The 17924-nt window shown below is 72.6% G+C and carries 13 protein-coding genes; 10 read left to right on the top strand and 3 right to left on the bottom strand.

Annotated features, from left to right (window positions below; all coding sequences use genetic code 11):
- Nucleotides 1-21: 21 nt before the first annotated feature.
- Nucleotides 22-1320 carry a DUF2092 domain-containing protein gene (locus PZB75_RS19375; RefSeq protein WP_275536571.1) on the bottom strand — a complete coding sequence of 433 codons (1299 nt, stop codon included), beginning with the start codon at nt 1318-1320 and terminating at the stop codon, nt 22-24.
- A gap of 262 nt (nt 1321-1582) precedes the next feature.
- Nucleotides 1583-2593 (bottom strand): polyprenyl synthetase family protein, encoded by a 1011-nt coding sequence (locus tag PZB75_RS19370; protein ID WP_275536570.1) that lies wholly within the window; start codon nt 2591-2593, stop codon nt 1583-1585.
- A 156-nt stretch (nt 2594-2749) separates the two neighbouring features.
- Here PZB75_RS19370 and PZB75_RS19365 point away from each other — a divergent pair, with 156 nt between their 5' ends.
- The 10 genes from PZB75_RS19365 (at nt 2750) to PZB75_RS19320 (ending at nt 15463) form a co-directional block, all read left to right on the top strand.
- Complete coding sequence (locus PZB75_RS19365) at nt 2750-4249, top strand: peptide MFS transporter (protein WP_275536569.1); 1500 nt, start codon at nt 2750-2752, stop codon at nt 4247-4249.
- A gap of 9 nt (nt 4250-4258) precedes the next feature.
- Nucleotides 4259-6265: a CocE/NonD family hydrolase gene (locus PZB75_RS19360; RefSeq protein ID WP_275536568.1), complete on the top strand. Its 2007-nt coding sequence runs from the start codon at nt 4259-4261 to the stop codon at nt 6263-6265.
- A gap of 161 nt (nt 6266-6426) precedes the next feature.
- Nucleotides 6427-7656: a fumarylacetoacetase gene (gene fahA, locus PZB75_RS19355; RefSeq protein WP_275536567.1), complete on the top strand. Its 1230-nt coding sequence runs from the start codon at nt 6427-6429 to the stop codon at nt 7654-7656.
- Complete coding sequence (locus PZB75_RS19350; protein ID WP_275536566.1) at nt 7653-7958, top strand: hypothetical protein; 306 nt, start codon at nt 7653-7655, stop codon at nt 7956-7958. Before fahA ends, PZB75_RS19350 begins: the two co-directional genes overlap by 4 nt.
- A 195-nt stretch (nt 7959-8153) precedes the next feature.
- Nucleotides 8154-8933 carry a GntR family transcriptional regulator gene (locus PZB75_RS19345; RefSeq protein ID WP_275536565.1) on the top strand — a complete coding sequence of 260 codons (780 nt, stop codon included), beginning with the start codon at nt 8154-8156 and terminating at the stop codon, nt 8931-8933.
- 110 nt (nt 8934-9043) lie between these two features.
- On the top strand, nt 9044-9271 hold the full coding sequence (locus tag PZB75_RS19340; protein ID WP_275536564.1) for a ferredoxin family protein: 228 nt from the start codon (nt 9044-9046) through the stop codon (nt 9269-9271).
- A gap of 15 nt (nt 9272-9286) precedes the next feature.
- Nucleotides 9287-10660, top strand: a complete 1374-nt coding sequence (locus PZB75_RS19335) for an ABC transporter substrate-binding protein (RefSeq protein WP_275536563.1) — start codon at nt 9287-9289, stop codon at nt 10658-10660.
- The gene (locus PZB75_RS19330) at nt 10657-11613 is read left to right on the top strand and encodes an ABC transporter permease (protein WP_275536562.1); all 957 of its coding nucleotides are present in this window, start codon (nt 10657-10659) and stop codon (nt 11611-11613) included. Before PZB75_RS19335 ends, PZB75_RS19330 begins: the two co-directional genes overlap by 4 nt.
- 77 nt (nt 11614-11690) lie before the next feature.
- Entirely contained in the window at nt 11691-12674 is a 984-nt protein-coding gene (locus PZB75_RS19325) for an ABC transporter ATP-binding protein (RefSeq protein WP_275538770.1), read from the top strand.
- A gap of 11 nt (nt 12675-12685) precedes the next feature.
- Entirely contained in the window at nt 12686-15463 is a 2778-nt protein-coding gene (locus tag PZB75_RS19320; protein WP_275538769.1) for a fumarate reductase/succinate dehydrogenase flavoprotein subunit, read from the top strand.
- Nucleotides 15464-15630: 167 nt separating this feature from the next.
- Here the strand turns inward: PZB75_RS19320 and recQ are convergent, their stop codons facing one another.
- Nucleotides 15631-17784, bottom strand: coding sequence for a DNA helicase RecQ (recQ, locus tag PZB75_RS19315; protein ID WP_275536561.1), 2154 nt, complete (start codon nt 17782-17784; stop codon nt 15631-15633).
- Between the last annotated feature and the right edge of the window lie 140 nt (nt 17785-17924).

Genomic DNA, 17924 nt, shown 5'->3' with positions numbered 1-17924 from the left:
CGCCGGGGACGACCGGCGGCCTCAGCGCGCCTCGTCGGCCGCCCTCACCAGCGCGTCCTTGGTCACCGCACCGACGTACACCTTGCCGCCGTCCGTCACCAGCGCGTTCACCAGACGGGTCTTGAAGACCGTGCCGGAGCCGAACGTGCCGTTGACGTGGTCGCCGAGCGCGTCGAGGAACTGGCCCGCCTCGGCCGGTACGTCGTCGGAGGTGGCCCCGGCCAGTCCCTCGACGCCCGGCGCCGTGATCTCGGCGACCGAGGTCCAGCCCTCGCCGACGACCTTCAGCCCCTGGCCGTTCGTCAGGTCGCCGCCGCCCAGCCCGGTCAGGTCCTTGAGCGCCTTGCCGACCGCCTTCTCGTCCGCCTTGTCGTCCTGCCGGCCGGTCTTCGGACCGTCGGCCTCGGTCACCTTGGCGCCCTTGGGCGGGGTGAACGTGAACTGGGAGGCGTCCGGCTTCCCGAAGTCGACCTTGGTGAAGCCGACGTCGACCGCCGCCTTGCCGCCGTCGCTCGCGCTGAGCGTGAACTTCAGCGGGGTACCGGTCTTCGCGTCCACCGCGACCCTGATCGCGCCGATCGTCGAACCGGAGCCCTTGGGCTTGATCACCAGCCGGTACGCGTCCCGCCCGGCGACCCGCGCCGTGCCGTCGACGGTGACCGACGTGGTGTCGTCCGCCGCCTTCAGCGCCTGCTCGGCGAACGCCTTCGGGGTGGTCGGCACGCCGTCCGGAACGGCGTGCTTCCCGCCGTGTCCTGCGCCGCCCGCCCGGTCGGCGGTGGGGGCGGTGGCGTGGTACGCCTCGTTGCTCCCGCTGTCGTACGCCCAGACCTGGCCCGCGTTGTGGATGAGGCTGTACTCGCCGGTCTTCTCCAGGATCGACACCCGCTGCCTGTCGGGTCCGTCGGCGGCGATCCGCAGGGTGTGCGTGCCCGAGGCCAGCTCCGTGAGCTTGGCGTCCGGCGCGGCGCTCGAACCGTCGCCCCCGCTCCCGGCCCCGCCCTGGAGGAGCCCGCCCGCGAGCCCGTCCAGCGACGGGATGCCGAGGTCGGTGCTGACCTTCACCATGCCGGAGAGCCGCTGGGTGTCCGACGCGGCGATCTTCTCGACGAGTTCCTGCGCGCTGATCGTGGGCAGCTCCGGGTCACCGGAATCCGCGAGCGCCGGGACCAGCCCGATCGTCGCCGCCGCCACTCCCGCCACCGCGACCGGCACGACGTACCGCACGGCCTTGCGCCGCGTCCTGACCGGGCCGGTGACCGTGTCGGCGGCCCGGTCCGTGGCCGTACCGGTGGTCTCCACGCTGTCGTTCGGTGCCATTGTGTGCTCTACCTCCGTGGTCGGCGGCTTCCGTCCCCGTTGCACTGGTCCACCCCGCGCCGCCATTCTCACCCGATATGGTCCGGAGTGGTTGTTCTCCATCCGACCAAATCGAGCGGGGAAAAGCGTCAGCCCCCGGGATCAACTCACGTACTGCTCGGGTATGACACCGGACGCCGATCCGTTCCCCGTCCAGTAGGGGACGCCCGCGGTCACACACCGGCGGCGGACCTCGGCGGTCGCGCGTCCTCGCATCGGGCCGTCAGCCCGCGCGGTGCACCACGGCGTCGCACAGCTCTTCGAGCGCGGCCTTGGCATAGCCCTCGGGCAGCGGCGCCAGCGTCGCCCGCGCCTCCTCGGCGTACCGCACGGTGTCCCGCCTGGCCTGCTCCAGCGCCGGATGCGCGCGCAGTCCGCGCAGCGCGTCGGCGTGCCTGGCGTCATCGGTGAGGTCGCCGTCGAGCAGGGCCACCAGCGCCAGGTCGTCGGGCCCGCCGCCCACCGCCGCGTGCGCCCGCAGATGCAGCACGGGCAGGGTGGGGATGCCTTCGCGCAGGTCGGTGCCGGGGGTCTTGCCGGACTCGTGGGAGTCGGACGCGATGTCGAGCACGTCGTCGGCGAGCTGGAAGGCGACGCCCAGCCGCTCCCCGTACTGGGTGAGGATGTCGATCGCCGACTCGTCGGCGCCCGACATCATCGCGCCGAACCGTCCGGCCACCGCGATCAGCGAACCGGTCTTGCCGCTGATCACATCGAGGTAGTGCTCGACCGGGTCGATCCCGTCGCGCGGACCCGCGGTCTCCAGGATCTGGCCCGTCACCAGCCGTTCGAACGCCTCTGCCTGGACCCGGACGGCCTCCGGACCGAGGTCGGCCAGTATGTGTGAGGCGCGCGCGAAGAGGAAGTCGCCGGTCAGCACGGCGACCGAGTTGCCCCAGCGGGCGTTGGCGCTGTCGACGCCGCGGCGGACCTCGGCCTCGTCCATCACGTCGTCGTGGTAGAGCGTCGCCAGGTGCGTCAGTTCGACGACGACGGCCGCGGGCACGACACCCGGTGCGTCGGGGTCGCCGAAGTGGGACGCGAGCATCGCCAGCAGCGGCCGGAACCGTTTCCCGCCCGCGCGGACCAGGTGCTGCGCGGCCTCCGTGATGAACGGGACGTCGCTCTTGGTGGCAGCCAGCAGTCCCGCCTCGACAGCAGCCAAACCGGCCTGGACATCGGCCTCAAGTGCCTGGTCCCGCACGCTCAGCCCGAACGGCCCGACGACGGTCACGAGGGGATCTCCTGTCTGCTGACGATCACACGGAATGTCGATGTGTCGCTGTCATCACTCAAGTCAGCGTATCCGGTCCCCTCTGGATCACCGTGGGCGCCTTCCCGCCACCGCCGGTATGTTCGAGATCAGCTCATACGATCAGGAGTTGCGCTTTTGTCCCCCACCACAGACGACATCGGGACCGCCGGGCCACCGCCCGGCGACGACCACGCTTTCCTCGGCCAGCCACGGGGTCTGCTGACCCTGTCGGGCCTGGAGGTCTGGGAGCGGTTCTCGTTCCTCGGGATGCAGGCGATCCTGGTCCTCTACTTCGCCGACACCGTCGCGCACGGCGGCATGGGCTTCGACCCCGGGACGGCGGCCTCCGTGTCGGCCGCGTACGGCACGCTGGTCTATCTGGTCTCGGTGGCGGGCGGCTGGCTCGCCGACCGCATCCTGGGTTCGTACCGCGCCGTCCTCTGGGGCGGCATCCTCATCGCCTGCGGCCACTACGCGATGGCCGTGCCCACCCCCACCATGACCTGGGTCGGCCTCGGTCTGATCAGCGCCGGGACCGGGCTGCTCAAACCGAACGTCGCCTCCATGGTGGGCAAGCTCTACCGCACGGAGGACGAGCGCCGGGACGCCGGCTTCGCCCTCTACTACATGGGCATCAACATCGGCGCGTTCCTCGGCCCGCTGATCACCGGCTGGCTCGGTGACCACCAGGGCTGGCACTGGGGCTTCTCGGCCGCCGCCGTCGGCATGACGCTGGGCCTGATCCAGTACGTGCTGGGCCGCCGTCACCTGGCCGGACGCAAGCGCGACGCCGAGTACGCCCTCGCCCCCGCCCCGATGCGCCGCGCCGTGCGGCTGATCGTCGTCGGGGCCGTCGTGGTCGCCGCCCTCGCCACCGCGCTCGCGCTGGCCGGATGGCTGACCATGGACCGTTTCGTCGACGCGCTCACCCTCATCTCGGTGATCGCGCCGATCGTGTACTTCGTGGTGATGTTCCGGAGCCCCCGGGTGACCTCGGAGGAGCGCGGCAGGCTGCGGCCGTACGTCGTGCTCTTCCTGGCCTCGGTCGTCTTCAACTTCATCCTCTTCCAGGCGTACTCGACGATGATGCTGCTGGCGTCGACGAACGCCCGTACGGAGATCTTCGGCTTCCACTTCCCGGCCAGCTGGTACGCCTCCGCGCTGGGCGCCTTCGAGGTCGCGCTGGCTCCCGTGGTGGCCGCGGTCTGGGCCCGGATGGGCACCCGCCAGCCGCACGCCTCCAACAAGATCGCGTTCGGGGTGGTGCTCGGCGGGCTCTCGTTCCTGCTGATGGTCCTGCCGACGTCCGGGCACGCCGACGGCACGTACCGGATGGCCGCGTGGTGGATCGTCGGCTCCTACCTGCTGCTGGGGCTCGGCGACATCCTGCTGGAGACCTCGGGCATGTCCGCCACCACCAAGCTCGCCCCCAAGGCGTTCGCCAGCCAGACGATGGCCCTCTGGTTCCTCTCGCTGGCCCTCGCCAACGGCATTCAGGCACAGATCGTGAAGCTGTACGGCGAGGTGTCCAACCCCGCCTACTTCGGTGTCAATGGCGCCGTCGCGGTGGTGGCCGGTGTGGCCGTCATCGCCGCCGCACCCTGGCTCAGGCGCACCATGCACCCCGTCCACTGAGGTACCCCCATGCTCATCCGCACGACGTTCCCGTACGAGACGGTCCGCGAGGACATCCGCATCCCGCTGCCGGACGGAACCCGGCTGTACGCCCGGATCTGGCGTCCGGTCACCGAGGAGCCCGTACCGGCGCTCCTCGAATACCTGCCGTACCGGCTGAGCGACTGGACGGCCCCGCGCGACGCGCAACGCCATCCCTGGTACGCGGGCCACGGCTACGCCTCGGTGCGGGTCGACGTCCGGGGCCACGGCAACAGCGAGGGGCTGCCCGGCGACGAGTACGACTCCACCGAGCTGGCCGACGGGGTGGCCGTCATCCACTGGCTCGCCCGGCAGGAGTGGTGCTCGGGCCGGGTCGGCATGTTCGGCATCTCCTGGGGCGGCTTCAACTCGCTCCAGCTCGCCGCGCTCGCCCCGGAACCGCTGAAGGCGATCGTCACCGTCTGCTCCACCGACGACCGCTACGACAACGACGTCCACTACATGGGCGGCTCGGTCCTCGCCGTCGACATGCACGCCTGGGCCGCCACCATGCTGGCCTTCGTCTGCCGCCCGCCGGACCCGGCGCACGTCGGCGAGGGCTGGCGGGACATGTGGCTGGAGCGGCTGGAGTCCGTCGACCCGTTCATCCACACCTGGCTCGCGCACCAGACCCGTGACGCCTACTGGCGGCACGGCAGCGTCTGCGAGGACTACGGCGCGATCGAGGCGCACGTCCTCGCGGTGGGCGGCTGGCACGACCCGTACCGCGACACCGTGCTGCGGCTCGTCGAACACCTCGACCCGGGGAAGGTGCGCGGGCTGATCGGGCCGTGGTCGCACCAGTACCCGGACCGGGGGCTGCCGCCGGGGCCCGCGATCGGCTTCCTCCAGGAGACCCTGCGCTGGTGGGACCAGCACCTCAAGGGCGAGGAGACCGGGGTGATGGACGAACCGCTGCTGCGCTCCTGGATCAGCGAGTCGCACCGGCCCGCCACGGTGTACGACACGCTCCCCGGCCGGTGGGTGGGCGACACGTCCTGGCCGTCGGAGAACGTCTCGCCGGTCGTGTACGCCCTCCAGGGCGCCCCGCTGACCGTCCGTTCGCCGCAGCACACCGGGGTGGACGCCGGGCGCTTCTTCCCCTTCGGCAACCAGGCCGATCTGCCGCCCGACCAGCGCGAGGAGGACGCCAGGTCGGTGTCGTTCGAGTTCCCCGTCGAGGACCTGCCGATCGAGATCCTGGGCCGGCCGAGGGTCGGGCTCCGCGTCCGGATGGACGTGCCGCGCGGCCAGGCCGTCGCCCGGCTCTGCGACGTGGCGCCGGACGGCTCGTCGACGCTGGTCACCCGGGGCGCGCTGAACCTCTCCGCGCGGCACGGCCGCGACCGGTCCGAGGACTGGCCCGCCGGGGACATCACCGAGGACGTCACCTTCGAGCTGAACGGCATCGGGCACACCTTCCCGCCCGGCCACCGCATCCGGGTCGCGGTCTCCTCCTCGTACTGGCCGTGGATCTGGCCGCAGCCGGGGTCGGCGGGCTTCACCCTCGTACCGGAGGGCAGCTTCGTCGAACTCCCGGTGCGCCGCCCCGACCACGACCACCCGGCGGGCACCCTCTCGTTCGACGAGCCGGAGCAGTCGGAGCCGCTGGGCGTCTCCTACCCGGCCACGCTCGACGAGGAGCGCCCCGAGCGGCTGGTGGTCCGCGATGTCGCCAGGGGCGAGTGGCGACTGGAGGTCGACCCCCGGTACGGCGGCACCCGCGTCTACCCGGACGGTCTCGAATTCACCGAGGACGCGCTGGAGACGTACACGATCCAGGAGGACGACCCGCTGTCGGCCCGCACCCGCTCCGACTGGACGGTCCGGCTGCACCGGCCGGACCTGGCGTGGGACACGGAGGTCCTGACGCGCTCCGAGATCAGCGCGGACGCGGACGATTTCGTCACCACCGATGAGGTGGTGTGCAAGGACGGCGGCGAGATCGTCTTCCACCGCACCTGGGAACGCCGGATTCCGCGTACGGCGGGCTGAGAACGGGGAGAGGGACGGAGGCGGCGGTCGGGGCGCGTGTGACGCCCCCGCCGAGGGGCGCGGAACGCTCCCGGCGCCGACCGCAGTTGGGGCGCCGTCCGCCCGTGGACGCGCCGACGTAACGTGTCCCCCAAGCGACCTGGAAAGCGAGGCAGCAACACATGTCCGAGCAGAGCAGCCCGCTCGATCTGGCCGAGGGCGATCCCTTCGGTCCGCACAACCTTCCGTACGGTGTGTTCTCCACCCCCGACCACCCCGACGACCGCCGGGTCGGCGTCCGCGTCGGCAACCACGTGCTGGACGCCGGGGCCGCCGCCCGCGCACTGGGCTCGCCCTACGCCGGACTGCTCGCGCGGCCCAGCCTGACACCGCTGCTCGCCGCGGGCCGCACCGCCTGGCGTGACGTGCGACGGGCGCTGACCGCCTGGGTGACGGTGCCCGCGCACCGTGCGGACATCGAGCCGCTGCTGTACCCGGTGGAGTCGGTGACGATGCATCTGCCGTACGAGGTCGCGGACTACGTCGACTTCTACGCGAGCGAGCACCACGCCACCAACGTCGGCCGGATCTTCCGCCCGGACGGCGAGCCGCTGACGCCGAACTGGAAGCACCTGCCGATCGGTTACCACGGCCGGGCCGGGACGGTCGTCGTCTCCGGCACGGACGTGGTGCGCCCGTCCGGGCAGCGCAAGTCCCCGGCCGACCCGGCCCCGGTCTTCGGACCGTCCGTCAAGCTGGACATCGAGGCGGAGGTCGGCTTCGTCGTCGGAGTGCCGTCCGAGCGGGGCGCACCGGTCCCGCTGGGCGACTTCGAGGAGCACGTCTTCGGGCTGTCGCTGCTCAACGACTGGTCGGCGCGCGACCTCCAGGCGTGGGAGTACGTCCCGCTGGGCCCCTTCCTCAGCAAGTCGTTCGCCACCTCGGTGTCGGCGTGGGTGACCCCGCTGGAGGCACTGGAGACCGCGAGGGTCGCCCCGCCCGCCAGGGACCTCCCGCTCTTCCCGTACCTGGACGACACGGACGCCGACAAGCCCGGCGGTTTCGACCTGCGCATCTCGGTCGCGATCAACGGACAGGTCGTCACGGAACCGCCGTTCGCCTCCGTGTACTGGACGGCCGCCCAGCAGCTCGCGCACATGACGGTGAACGGCGCCTCGCTGCGCACCGGCGACCTCTACGGCTCCGGCACGGTCAGCGGACCCGAGGCCGGTCAGCGCGGCTCGCTCCTGGAACTCACCTGGAACGGCCGCGACCCGCTGGAACTCCCCGACGGCAAGCGGGCGTTCCTGGAGGACGGCGACACCGTGACCATGACCGCGTGGGCGCCCGGCCCGGACGGCACGAGGGTCGGTCTCGGTGAGGTGACCGGTCGCGTCGTCCCGTCGTCATGACACGCCGCTCGGTACGGAACACCGTGCTCGCCGCGCTGGGAGCCACCGCGCTGACCTTGGTGGTCGGCGCGGTGCTGGCCCAGTACGCGGGTCCTGACGGCTTCCGTACGTACGCCGACGGCTACCGCTACGGCTCCGGTACCCCGCGCATCCACCTCTCGGGCGGCGACGCGGTGAGCCGGGCCGCCGCCGAGGCGGAGTGCGGCGAGCACGCGGAGACGGACGGCGCCCCGCTCGACGAGCTGTCCGACGCCTGGTGGGACGGCTGCACCGACGGCGCGCGGGGACTGCCGAAACGCTGAACCGGCCGGGAGGCGGCCTCTGTGCGGTGGCGGACCTGATGGCTGACCCGGTGGCGGACGCGGTGGCGGACCTGGTGGCGGATCTGCCTCCTCGGCCGGGCACAACCGCAGGTCAGCGCGGTGCTGCGCGGGTCCGTCAGTGGCGCAACACTGTGGCAACACCACCGTCGGGACAGCGTCGGTATGGTCCACCCCATGCCACCCGAACGCATCCGCGAGCACACCGTGCCCGTCGCCGCCGCCCGCCGCCGGCGGCTGCGCGCGGACGGTGCCCGGCTCCTCGCCGACCTGCTGCGCCACCAGGTGCGCACGGGCGGCTTCCCGGGTGGCGTCCTGCCGTACGAGGACATCATCGGCGCCGACTACCGGGTCTCCCGCAACACCGTCCGTCAGGCGCTCGACCTGCTGCGCGCCGAAGGGCTCGTCGACCGGCAGCCGGGGGTCGGCACGGTCGTCGTCTGCGAGAAGTACCCGCACGGCCTGGACCGGCTCCAGGGCCTGGCGGAGACCCTGCGTGAGCACGGCAGGGTCACCAACGAGGTCCGTACGGTCGGGCCGGTACCCGCGCCCGCACCCGTCGCCCGCCGGCTCGGGATCGCCGAGCACACCGACGTGCTCTACATCGAGCGGCGCAGGCTGCTGAACGGCCTGCCGCTCTCGCTCGACCTCACCTACATCCCGATGGACATCGGCGCGGGACTGCTCGGCAGCGACCTGGAGAACACCGATGTGTTCCGGCTGCTGGAATCGCTCACCGGCCGGACCCTCGGCGCCGCCGAGATCACCCTGGAGGCCGTCAACGCCGACGCGCACTCCGCGACCGTCCTGGAGACCCCGCGCGGTTCCGCCGTGCTGATGCTGGAACGCCTCACCCATCTCTCCGACGGACGCCCCGTCGACCTGGAGTTCATCCGCTTCCGGGGTGACCGCATCAGCATGAGCGCCCTCCTCCACCGCGCGGCGGCCCCCGCCTGACGCCACGCGGGAGACCGGACCCCGCCTCCCGTGTCCCGTATCCCGGACCGCTGGGCCCCGCCGCCCCGCCGCTTCCCGAACCCTCCCCGACCCCTTCCCTGGAGACCGCCATGCCTCTGGCACCCCAGCGGGCCGACGTGCCCGTGACCATCGACGAGTCGAAGTGCATCGACGGCTGCACGCTCTGCGTCGACATGTGCCCGCTCGACTCCCTCGCCATCGACCCGGACAGCGGCAAGGCGTACATGCACGTCGACGAGTGCTGGTACTGCGGCCCGTGCGCGGCCCGGTGCCCCACCGACGCGGTCACGGTCAACATGCCCTACCTCCTCAGGTGAAAGGCCCCCACCCCCATGCGACGCACGGCATCCCGCACCGGCGCCCTGCTCACCGCCGCCCTGCTGGTCCCCCTCGCGACGGGCTGCGGCGGCGAGGCGGGCGCGGACGGCGGACACACGGTCACGGTGACCGTCGGCTACCAGTCCAGGACCATCAACACCGTCACGGCCGGCACCCTGCTGCGCTCCCTCGGCTACTTCGAGGAGGAGCTGCGCGCCCGGGGCGCGCGTGACGGACACACGTACCGGGTGAAATGGCAGGACTACGCGACCGGCGCCCCGATCACCGCGCAGATGACCGCCGGGAAGATCGACATCGGTTCGATGGGCGACTTCCCGCTGCTGATCAACGCGGCCCGGGGCGCACAGCTGCACCGCCCCACCAAGCTCGTCTCGGTGACCGGCTACAACCTGCGCGGCGGCCTCAACACCGTGGTCACCGCACCGGATTCGAAGCTCGCCTCGCTGACGGACCTGCGTGGCGCGAAGGTGTCCACCAGCATCGGATCGGCCGCCGACGGCACGCTCGTACGCGCCCTCCGACAGGCCGGGCTCGACCCGGACAAGGACATCCGCAAGCTCAACCAGCAGCCCGCCGTGGGCGCTTCGGCGCTCCAGGCGGGCAGCGCCGACGCACTGTCGCAGTTCGTGGCCTGGCCGGGGCTGCTGGCCTTCCAGGGCCGGGCGAAGGCGCTGTACGACGGCGCGGAGCTGGACCTGCCGACCTTCCACGGGGTCACCGTCCGTGAGGACTTCGCGAAGAGGCGGCCCGCCGTGCTGGAGGACTTCCTGCGGGCGCAGCGCCGCGCGACGGACGAACTGCGCCGGCACCCGGTGGCGTCGGCCGAGTCGGTGGCTAAGGAGACCGGGCTGCCCGCCGAGGTCGTCCACCTCTACAACGGGTCACAGGGCATCGCCACGTTCGACCCGACGCTGAAACCGTCCCTGGTGGCGGCGTTGAAGGCGGACGTACCGGTGCTGCGTTCGGCGGAGCTGGTCGACGAGGTGGACGTGGACGCGTTCGTCGACGACCGGTACGTGAAGAAGGTGTACGGCTCCGCCTACGCCACGGCGCTCGCCGCGGGACCGCCCGCCGCGCGCGGCGAGGTCTGGCTCAAGGGCGCGGACACCACGCGGTCGTTCGCCACACCGGCCGAACTGCTGCGGTACGTCGCCGCGCACCGGGACGAGGTGCGGGCGGCGTACGTCCACGACGCGACGACGGGCACGCTCTGGTTCGCCGACCGGGCGGTCTGGGTCGCGGACGGCTCCGAACTTCGGCCGTACGTCACCGAGTCGGCGGCGCGGGCGTACCTGGCGGGGCGGCCCGGCTCCCGTGTCGTCCCCTACGCCACCGCACTGGCCGTCGCCGGGGCTCCCGCCTCATGAGCGCGCGCAGGCCGCTGGCGGGGCGGCCGTTCGCGGGGCGGCTGTTGGCCAGGCGCTCGTTCGCAGGGCGGTCGTTCGTACGATGGTCGTTCGTACGGCGGGTCCTGTCCGTACTGGCCGCGCTGGGGCTGTGGCAGCTGCTCACCGCCCTGGACGTCAGTCTGTGGTTGCGGTTCGAGCAGTTCCCGACCGTCGTCGACATCGCCCGCGCCTTCGGCGACCGGCTGGGCGACGACACGTACTGGCAGGACGTCACCGACAGTCTGAGCAGGATCGTCACCGGTTTCGCGCTCGCCTCCGTCCTGGGGATCGTGGTCGGCACGGCCATCGCCAGGTCCGCCCTGGCGGCCGATCTGCTCGACCCGGTCCTGGAAGTGGTGCGCCCGGTGCCCGCCATCGCGCTGGTGCCGGTGGCGATCCTGCTCTTCCCCAGCAACGAGCAGGGCATCGTCTTCATCACCTGCGCGGCGGCGTTCTTCCCGGTCATGGTCTCGACGCGGCACGCGGTGCGCGCGCTGACCCCGGTGTGGGAGGAGGCGGTCCTGACGATGGGTGGCGGCCGGTGGCGGGTGCTCGCCTCGGTGGTGCTGCCGGGCGCGCTCCCCGGCATCCTGGGCGGGCTCTCGGTCGGCATCGGGGTGTCCTGGATCTGTGTGATCTCGGCGGAGATGATCTCCGGCGAGTACGGGGTGGGGTACCGCACCTGGCAGGACTACACGGTCGTCGACTATCCGGGGGTCTTCGTCGGCATGGTCACGATCGGTGTGCTGGGCCGGCTGACCTCGACGGCGGTGGAACTGCTGGGCCGCCGGCTGACGCGGTGGCTGCCGCGTACGGAGAGCCGCCCGGCCGCCCCCGTACGGCGCCGGGCCGTACCCCCGGTCCCGGTGCCGGCCCCGGCGGCCGAGGGCCGGCTCCCGGTACGTACCGCACAGGAGCGGGTGCGCCCATGACCAGGACCACCACGAAGAACACGAAGAACACGACAGAGAGCACGACGGGAAGCACGACGGGGAGCATGGCGGACACGATGAACAGCGCGGCGCGTCCGACGGCGGGTTCCCACGCCGAAGCCGGGACCGGGCCCGGAGCCGTATCCGGAAGCAGGTCCGGGCCCGGCACCCCGGACACGGTGAAGGGCACCGGCACCGGCCCCCGCGGCGTCCGCCTCACCCTGCGCGGGGCCGCCGTCGGCCGGGGTTCCGTGCCGGTGCTCGACCGGATCGGCCTCGATGTCGAGCCGGGCGAGATCCTCACCGTCGTCGGCCCGTCCGGCTGCGGGAAGTCGACTTTGCTGCGGACCCTCGCCGGGCTGCTGCCCGCGCTCGACGGCGAGGTCCACCAGGACGGCGAGCCGATCACCGGACCGCACGCCGACCGGGCGCTCGTCTTCCAGGACGACGCGCTGCTGCCATGGCGCACGGTCCGGGCGAACGTCGAACTCCCCCTCGCCATCCGGGGCGTGGCCCGCGCTGAGCGCCGGGAGCGCGCCGAACACTGGCTGACCCGGGTCGGCCTGGACGGTCACGGCGCGAAGCCGCCGCACCGGCTCTCCGGCGGGCAGCGTCAGCGCGTCCAGCTCGCCCGCGCCCTGGTGGCCGAACCCCGGGCCGTGCTGATGGACGAGCCGTTCGGCGCGCTCGACGCGCAGACCAGGGCCGCCACGCAGCAGTTGCTGGTCGACGTGTGGCGGGGCACGGGCGCCACCGTCGTGTTCGTCACGCACGACGTGGACGAGGCGGTGTTCCTGGGCGACCGGGTCGCGCTGCTCTCCACGGGCCGGGTGCTCGACGTACCGCGTCCGCGTGAACGTGCCGCGCACGGCCACCCGGCGACCGTCGCCCTGCGCCGCGAAGTCCTCGCGTCGCTGACCTCGGCGCTCCCCGGAGCCCCGGCGACCGCGGCCTCCGGAACCGCACCTTCCACGGCTCCGGAAGCCCCACCCCCCGTCCCGACCTCGCCGGCGTCTCCTCCCCTTCCCCCTCCGCCGCCCCCGTCCCGGGAGCCCCAGTGAAAGGCCCGACCGTGCGCATCCCCGCCCTCACCGACGCCGAGGAACTGAGCTGTGACGTCCTGGTCATCGGGGGCGGCACGGCCGGCACCATGGCGGCGCTCACCGCCGCCGAGAACGGCTCCTCCGTCCTCCTCCTGGAGAAGGCCCACGTACGCCACTCCGGGGCCCTCGCCATGGGCATGGACGGGGTCAACAACGCCGTGATCCCCGGCCGGGCCGAACCCGACGACTACGTCGCCGAGATCACCCGCGCCAACGACGGCATCGTCGACCAGTCCACCGTCCGGCAGACCGCGACGCGCGGCTTCGACATGGTGCGCCGGCTGGAGTCGTACGGCGTGAAGTTCGAGAAGGACGAACACGGCGAGTACGCCGTGCGCCAGGTGCACCGCTCCGGTTCGTACGTGCTGCCGATGCCGGAGGGCAAGGACGTCAAGAAGGTCCTGTACCGGCAGTTGCGCCGCCGCGAGATGCGCGAACGCATCCGGATCGAGAACCGCGTGATGCCGGTCCGCGTCCTCACCGGCGACGACGGCCGGGCCGTCGGAGCGGCCGGCTTCAACACCCGTACCGGCCGCTTCGTCACCGTGCGCGCCGGAGCCGTCATCCTCGCCACCGGCGCCTGCGGACGCCTCGGGCTGCCCGCCTCGGGATATCTCTACGGTACGTACGAGAACCCCACCAACGCGGGCGACGGCTACGCCATGGCCTATCACGCGGGCGCCGAACTGACCGGCATCGAGTGCTTCCAGATCAACCCGCTGATCAAGGACTACAACGGTCCGGCGTGCGCCTACGTGGCCAACCCGTTCGGTGGTTACCAGGTCAACCGGCACGGCGAACGCTTCGTCGACTCCGACTACTGGTCGGGGCAGATGATGGCCGAGTTCGCCGAGGAACTGGCCTCCGACCGGGGCCCGGTCTATCTGAAGCTGAGCCATCTCCCCGAGGAGTCGGTCGCCGCTCTCGAAACGATCCTGCACACCACCGAACGCCCCACCCGTGCCACCTTCCACGCCAACCGGGGCCACGACTACCGCACCCACGACATCGAGATGCACATCTCGGAGATCGGCCTCTGCGGCGGCCATTCCGCGTCCGGGGTACGGGTCGACGACCACGCCCGCACCACCGTGCCGCGCCTGTACGCGGCCGGTGACCTCGCCTGCGTACCGCACAACTACATGATCGGCGCGTTCGTCTTCGGCGATCTGGCGGGTGCGGACGCCGCGCGGTTCACGGTGTACGAGGGCGAGTTGCCGCCCGACCAGCTGCGGGCGGCCCACGAACTCGTCTACCGTCCGCTGCGCAACCCCGAGGGCCCGCCGCAACCGCAGGTCGAGTACAAGCTGCGCCGCTTCGTGAACGACTACGTCGCCCCGCCGAAGTCCGGCGCCAGGCTCTCCATCGCCGTCGAGTCGTTCGAGCGGATGCGCGGCGAGATCGCGGAGATGGGGGCCACGACCCCGCACGAGCTGATGCGGTGCGCGGAGGTCACCTTCATCCGGGACTGCGCGGAGATGGCGGCCCGTTCCTCGCTCGCCCGCACGGAGTCCCGCTGGGGGCTCTACCACGAACGCACCGACCATCCGGGGCGGGACGACGAGGGCTGGCTCCACCATCTGGACCTGCGCAAGTCACCGGTCGGGACGATGGAGTTCACGGCGCGGCCGGTGGAGCCGTACCTCGTACCGGTGGACGAGTTCAGCCCCGTCGGCGGCGAACCCCGCCACCTGGGCGAGATCGTCCCGGACCGCACGGCGACGGCGGGCACCCGCGACCGCACGGCGTCGGCGGACCTCGGGGACCGCCCGGCCACGGGCGACACCCACGGCACACCGCCTCCGGCGCCCCCGGAAGACCGGCGCGGGCCCGGGACCACCGACCAGGACCTCGACGCCGCCCCCTCCCCGCGCATCCTCGAACTGCTGGCCCTGGCCGAGGAACAGCCGGATCTCGCCGCCCTCGCCCCGTATCTCGCCGACCCCGATCCCTCGGTCCGCCGGGCCGCCGTCGCCGCGCTCACCGAGGCGAACCCGACGGGCACCGGTCCCGCGCTGGCGGCCACGCTCTCGGACCGGTCGCCGTCCGTGCGGGCAGCGGCGGCGGCCTCACTCCGGGAACTGGTCGAGGTACTGCCGGCCGAACCCGCCCTGCGCGCACCGCTGGTCACCGCGCTCACCTCGGACGATCCCGTCGTACGGGCAGCGGCGCTCGACGCGCTGCGGGCGCTGCGCCTGGGCCACGCGGCCCTGTTCGCCCGTACGCTCACCGACCCCGACGCCGAGGTCCGGACGCACACCGTGCGCGCCCTCGTCTCCGTCGACGCCACCGCCGAACTGGCGGGGGCCGCCGCCGACCCGTCCCGCGAGGTGCGGGTGGCGGTCGCGAAGGGTCTGGCGGCGGTCCGCTCCCCCGGCCCCGGCCCGCTCGCGCCGCTCCTGGACGACCACGACCCGCTGGTCCGGGCCGCCGCGCTCGCCGCGCTGGCCGCGACGGGGTGCCCGGCGCCGTACGCCACCGCCGCCGTCACCGCCCTGACCGACCGGGCGTGGCAGGTCCGCGCGGGCGCCGCCACCGCGCTCGCCGCCGCCGACCCGGCGGTGGCCGTACCCGCGCTGGCCGCCGCTCTCGACGACCCGAACGCCGATGTGCGCAAGGCCGCGGTCCTCGCCCTGCTCCGCCACCCGGCCCACGCACCGGCCAGGTCGGCCCTCGCCTCGGCGACCGCCGACCCGGACGCGGACGTACGCGCCTACGCGGCGAGAGGAGCCACCGCGACCGCATGACCGGCCGGGACCGGGGCCGGCCGGCTCCGGGATCATTACGGCATGCGCGGGGCGGCGGGCCCGGAAAGAGTCGGCGTGATCCGCCCCCGGCCATCCCCGCACAGGCGGGGCGTCCGAGCGCCCAGGGCCCCGGTTTCGGCTCGGGCGCCCGGACCGGCCCGGACGACTCACTCGTACTCGGGAGGTTCCTCGTCCCAGCCCAGGTGGTCCGCCCCGTCGTACGCGTCGGCCCCACGACCGGCGGCCCTCCCGACCCGCGCCGGCTTCGCAGCCGGGTCTCCGCCCGCCCGCGCCGGAACCACCACCGGGTCGGCGGCTGCCGGGGCAGCCGCGGCGGGGGCGGGGTCGGCGGCCGGGACGCTCCGCGGAACCGGTCCCCCGGCGGCATCCATCGAGTCCGCGCCCACGCCCGCGTCCGCATCCCCACCCGGCGCCCCGTCGAACGACGCCAGCACCGCGAGCACCCCTTCCCCGTACGTCGCCAGCTTCTTCTCACCGATGCCGCTGATCCCGCCCAGCTCCGCCACCGAGGCGGGCCGCAGGGCGACGATCTCGCGCAGTGTGGCGTCGTGGAAGATCACATACGCCGGGACGCCCTGTTCCTTCGCCTGGGCGCCGCGCCAGGTCCGCAGCGCCTCGAAGACCGGGACGGCCTCCGGGGGCAGGTCGGCGACGACCGCCGCCGACCTGGCCTTGCGCTCGCTCTTCGGGGCCCGGGTCGTGAGCGTCCTGGGCTCCTTGCGCAGCCGCACCTCCCGCTCCCGGCCGAGCACGGACGCGCTGTCGCCGGTCAGCACCAGCGTGCCGTACTCGCCCTCGACCTCCAGCAGGCCCTGGGCGAGCAACTGCCGCACCACGCCCCGCCATTCAGCCTCGGTCAGCTCCTCGCCGATGCCGAAGACGGAGAGCTGGTCGTGGTCGAACTGGATGACCTTGGCGGTCTTGCGCCCCATCAGGATGTCGATGATCTGTCCCGCGCCGAACTTCTGCCCGCGCTCGCGCTTCAGCCGCACGATGGTGGAGAGCACCTTCTGCGCGGCGACCGTGCCGTCCCAGGTCTCGGGCGGGGTGAGGCAGGTGTCGCAGTTGCCGCAGGCCGTGGTCCGCGGCTCCTGCCCGAAGTAGGTGAGGAGCTGGGCGCGGCGGCACTGCGCGGTCTCGCAGAGCGCCAGCATCGAGTCGAGGTGGGCGGCGGCCCTGCGGCGGAACGCCTCGTCGCCCTCCCCTCCCTGAATGATCTTGCGCTGCTGGACCACGTCCTGGAGTCCGTACGCCATCCAGGCCGTGGACGGCAGTCCGTCACGGCCCGCGCGGCCGGTCTCCTGGTAGTAGCCCTCGACCGACTTCGGCAGGTCGAGGTGGGCGACGAACCGGACGTCCGGCTTGTCGATGCCCATGCCGAACGCGATCGTCGCGACGACGACGAGACCGTCCTCACGGAGGAACCGCGCCTGGTGACGCCTGCGGGTCCCGGCGTCCAGACCCGCGTGGTACGGGATGGCCTCGATGCCGTTGCGGCAGAGGTACTCGGCGGTCTTCTCCGTGGAGTTCCGCGAGAGGCAGTAGACGATGCCGACGTCCCCGGCGTGCTCCTCCTTGAGGAAGGTGAGCAGCTGCTTCTTCGGGTCGGCCTTCGGTACGACGCGGTACTGGATGTTGGGCCGGTCGAAGCTCGCCACGAAGTGCTTCGCGTCGGGCATGCCCAGCCGCTGGGTGATCTCCTGGTGCGTGGCGTGCGTGGCGGTCGCGGTGAGCGCGATCCGGGGTACGTCGGGCCACCGCTCGCCGAGCACGGACAGGGCCAGGTAGTCCGGCCGGAAGTCGTGGCCCCACTGGGCGACGCAGTGCGCCTCGTCGATCGCGAAGACGGAGATCTCGCCCCGGGCGAGCAGCCCCAGCGTGGCGTCCAGCCGCAGCCGCTCCGGGGCCAGGTACAGCAGGTCCAGCTCGCCCGCGAGGAACTGCGCCTCCATCGACCTGCGCTCGTCGAAGTCCTGCGAGGAGTTGATGAACCCGGCCCGCACACCGAGCGCGCGCAAGGCGTCCACCTGGTCCTGCATCAGGGCGATCAGCGGCGAGATCACGATCCCGGTGCCGCTTCTGACCAGCGACGGGATCTGGTAGCACAGCGACTTCCCGGCACCGGTCGGCATGAGCACGACCGCGTCGCCGCCGGCCACCACATGGTCGACGACCGCTTCCTGCTCGCCCCGGAACGTCTCGTAACCGAACACCCGGTGCAGCGTCCGCACCGCGTCGCTCTCGGCCACCTCGCCCCCGGCCACCGCGCTTCCGGCCAGCTCGCTCATCGTCCCGTCCATCGTCCTGTCCCTGGAGATCCGTACCGCCTCGGCCCTGCCTGTCCGCCGCCCACGATAGGCGCCGCCTGTGACAACACCTCGCCACCCTTGACATTCCGGCCGCCGCCACCCTGCCCCGGACCTGCCCCGATCCCCTCTTC

The organism is Streptomyces sp. AM 4-1-1 (assembly GCF_029167625.1).
GTDB lineage: Bacteria > Actinomycetota > Actinomycetes > Streptomycetales > Streptomycetaceae > Streptomyces.
The sequence above is the reverse complement of the archived record's forward strand: the minus strand, read 5'-3'. Positions and strand labels throughout refer to the sequence as shown.

Bases quoted from the DNA above. Each gene is read 5' to 3' on its own strand.
- fahA (WP_275536567.1), top strand. From the start codon at position 6,427: ATGTCCGAGCAGAGCAGCCCGCTCGATCTGGCCGAGGGCGATCCCTTC.
- PZB75_RS19350 (WP_275536566.1), top strand. From the start codon at position 7,653: ATGACACGCCGCTCGGTACGGAACACCGTGCTCGCCGCGCTGGGAGCC.
- PZB75_RS19335 (WP_275536563.1), top strand. From the start codon at position 9,287: ATGCGACGCACGGCATCCCGCACCGGCGCCCTGCTCACCGCCGCCCTG.
- recQ (WP_275536561.1), bottom strand. From the start codon at position 17,784: ATGGACGGGACGATGAGCGAGCTGGCCGGAAGCGCGGTGGCCGGGGGC.
- PZB75_RS19360 (WP_275536568.1), top strand. From the start codon at position 4,259: ATGCTCATCCGCACGACGTTCCCGTACGAGACGGTCCGCGAGGACATC.
- PZB75_RS19345 (WP_275536565.1), top strand. From the start codon at position 8,154: ATGCCACCCGAACGCATCCGCGAGCACACCGTGCCCGTCGCCGCCGCC.
- PZB75_RS19375 (WP_275536571.1), bottom strand. From the start codon at position 1,320: ATGGCACCGAACGACAGCGTGGAGACCACCGGTACGGCCACGGACCGG.
- PZB75_RS19325 (WP_275538770.1), top strand. From the start codon at position 11,691: ATGAACAGCGCGGCGCGTCCGACGGCGGGTTCCCACGCCGAAGCCGGG.
- PZB75_RS19330 (WP_275536562.1), top strand. From the start codon at position 10,657: ATGAGCGCGCGCAGGCCGCTGGCGGGGCGGCCGTTCGCGGGGCGGCTG.
- PZB75_RS19340 (WP_275536564.1), top strand. From the start codon at position 9,044: ATGCCTCTGGCACCCCAGCGGGCCGACGTGCCCGTGACCATCGACGAG.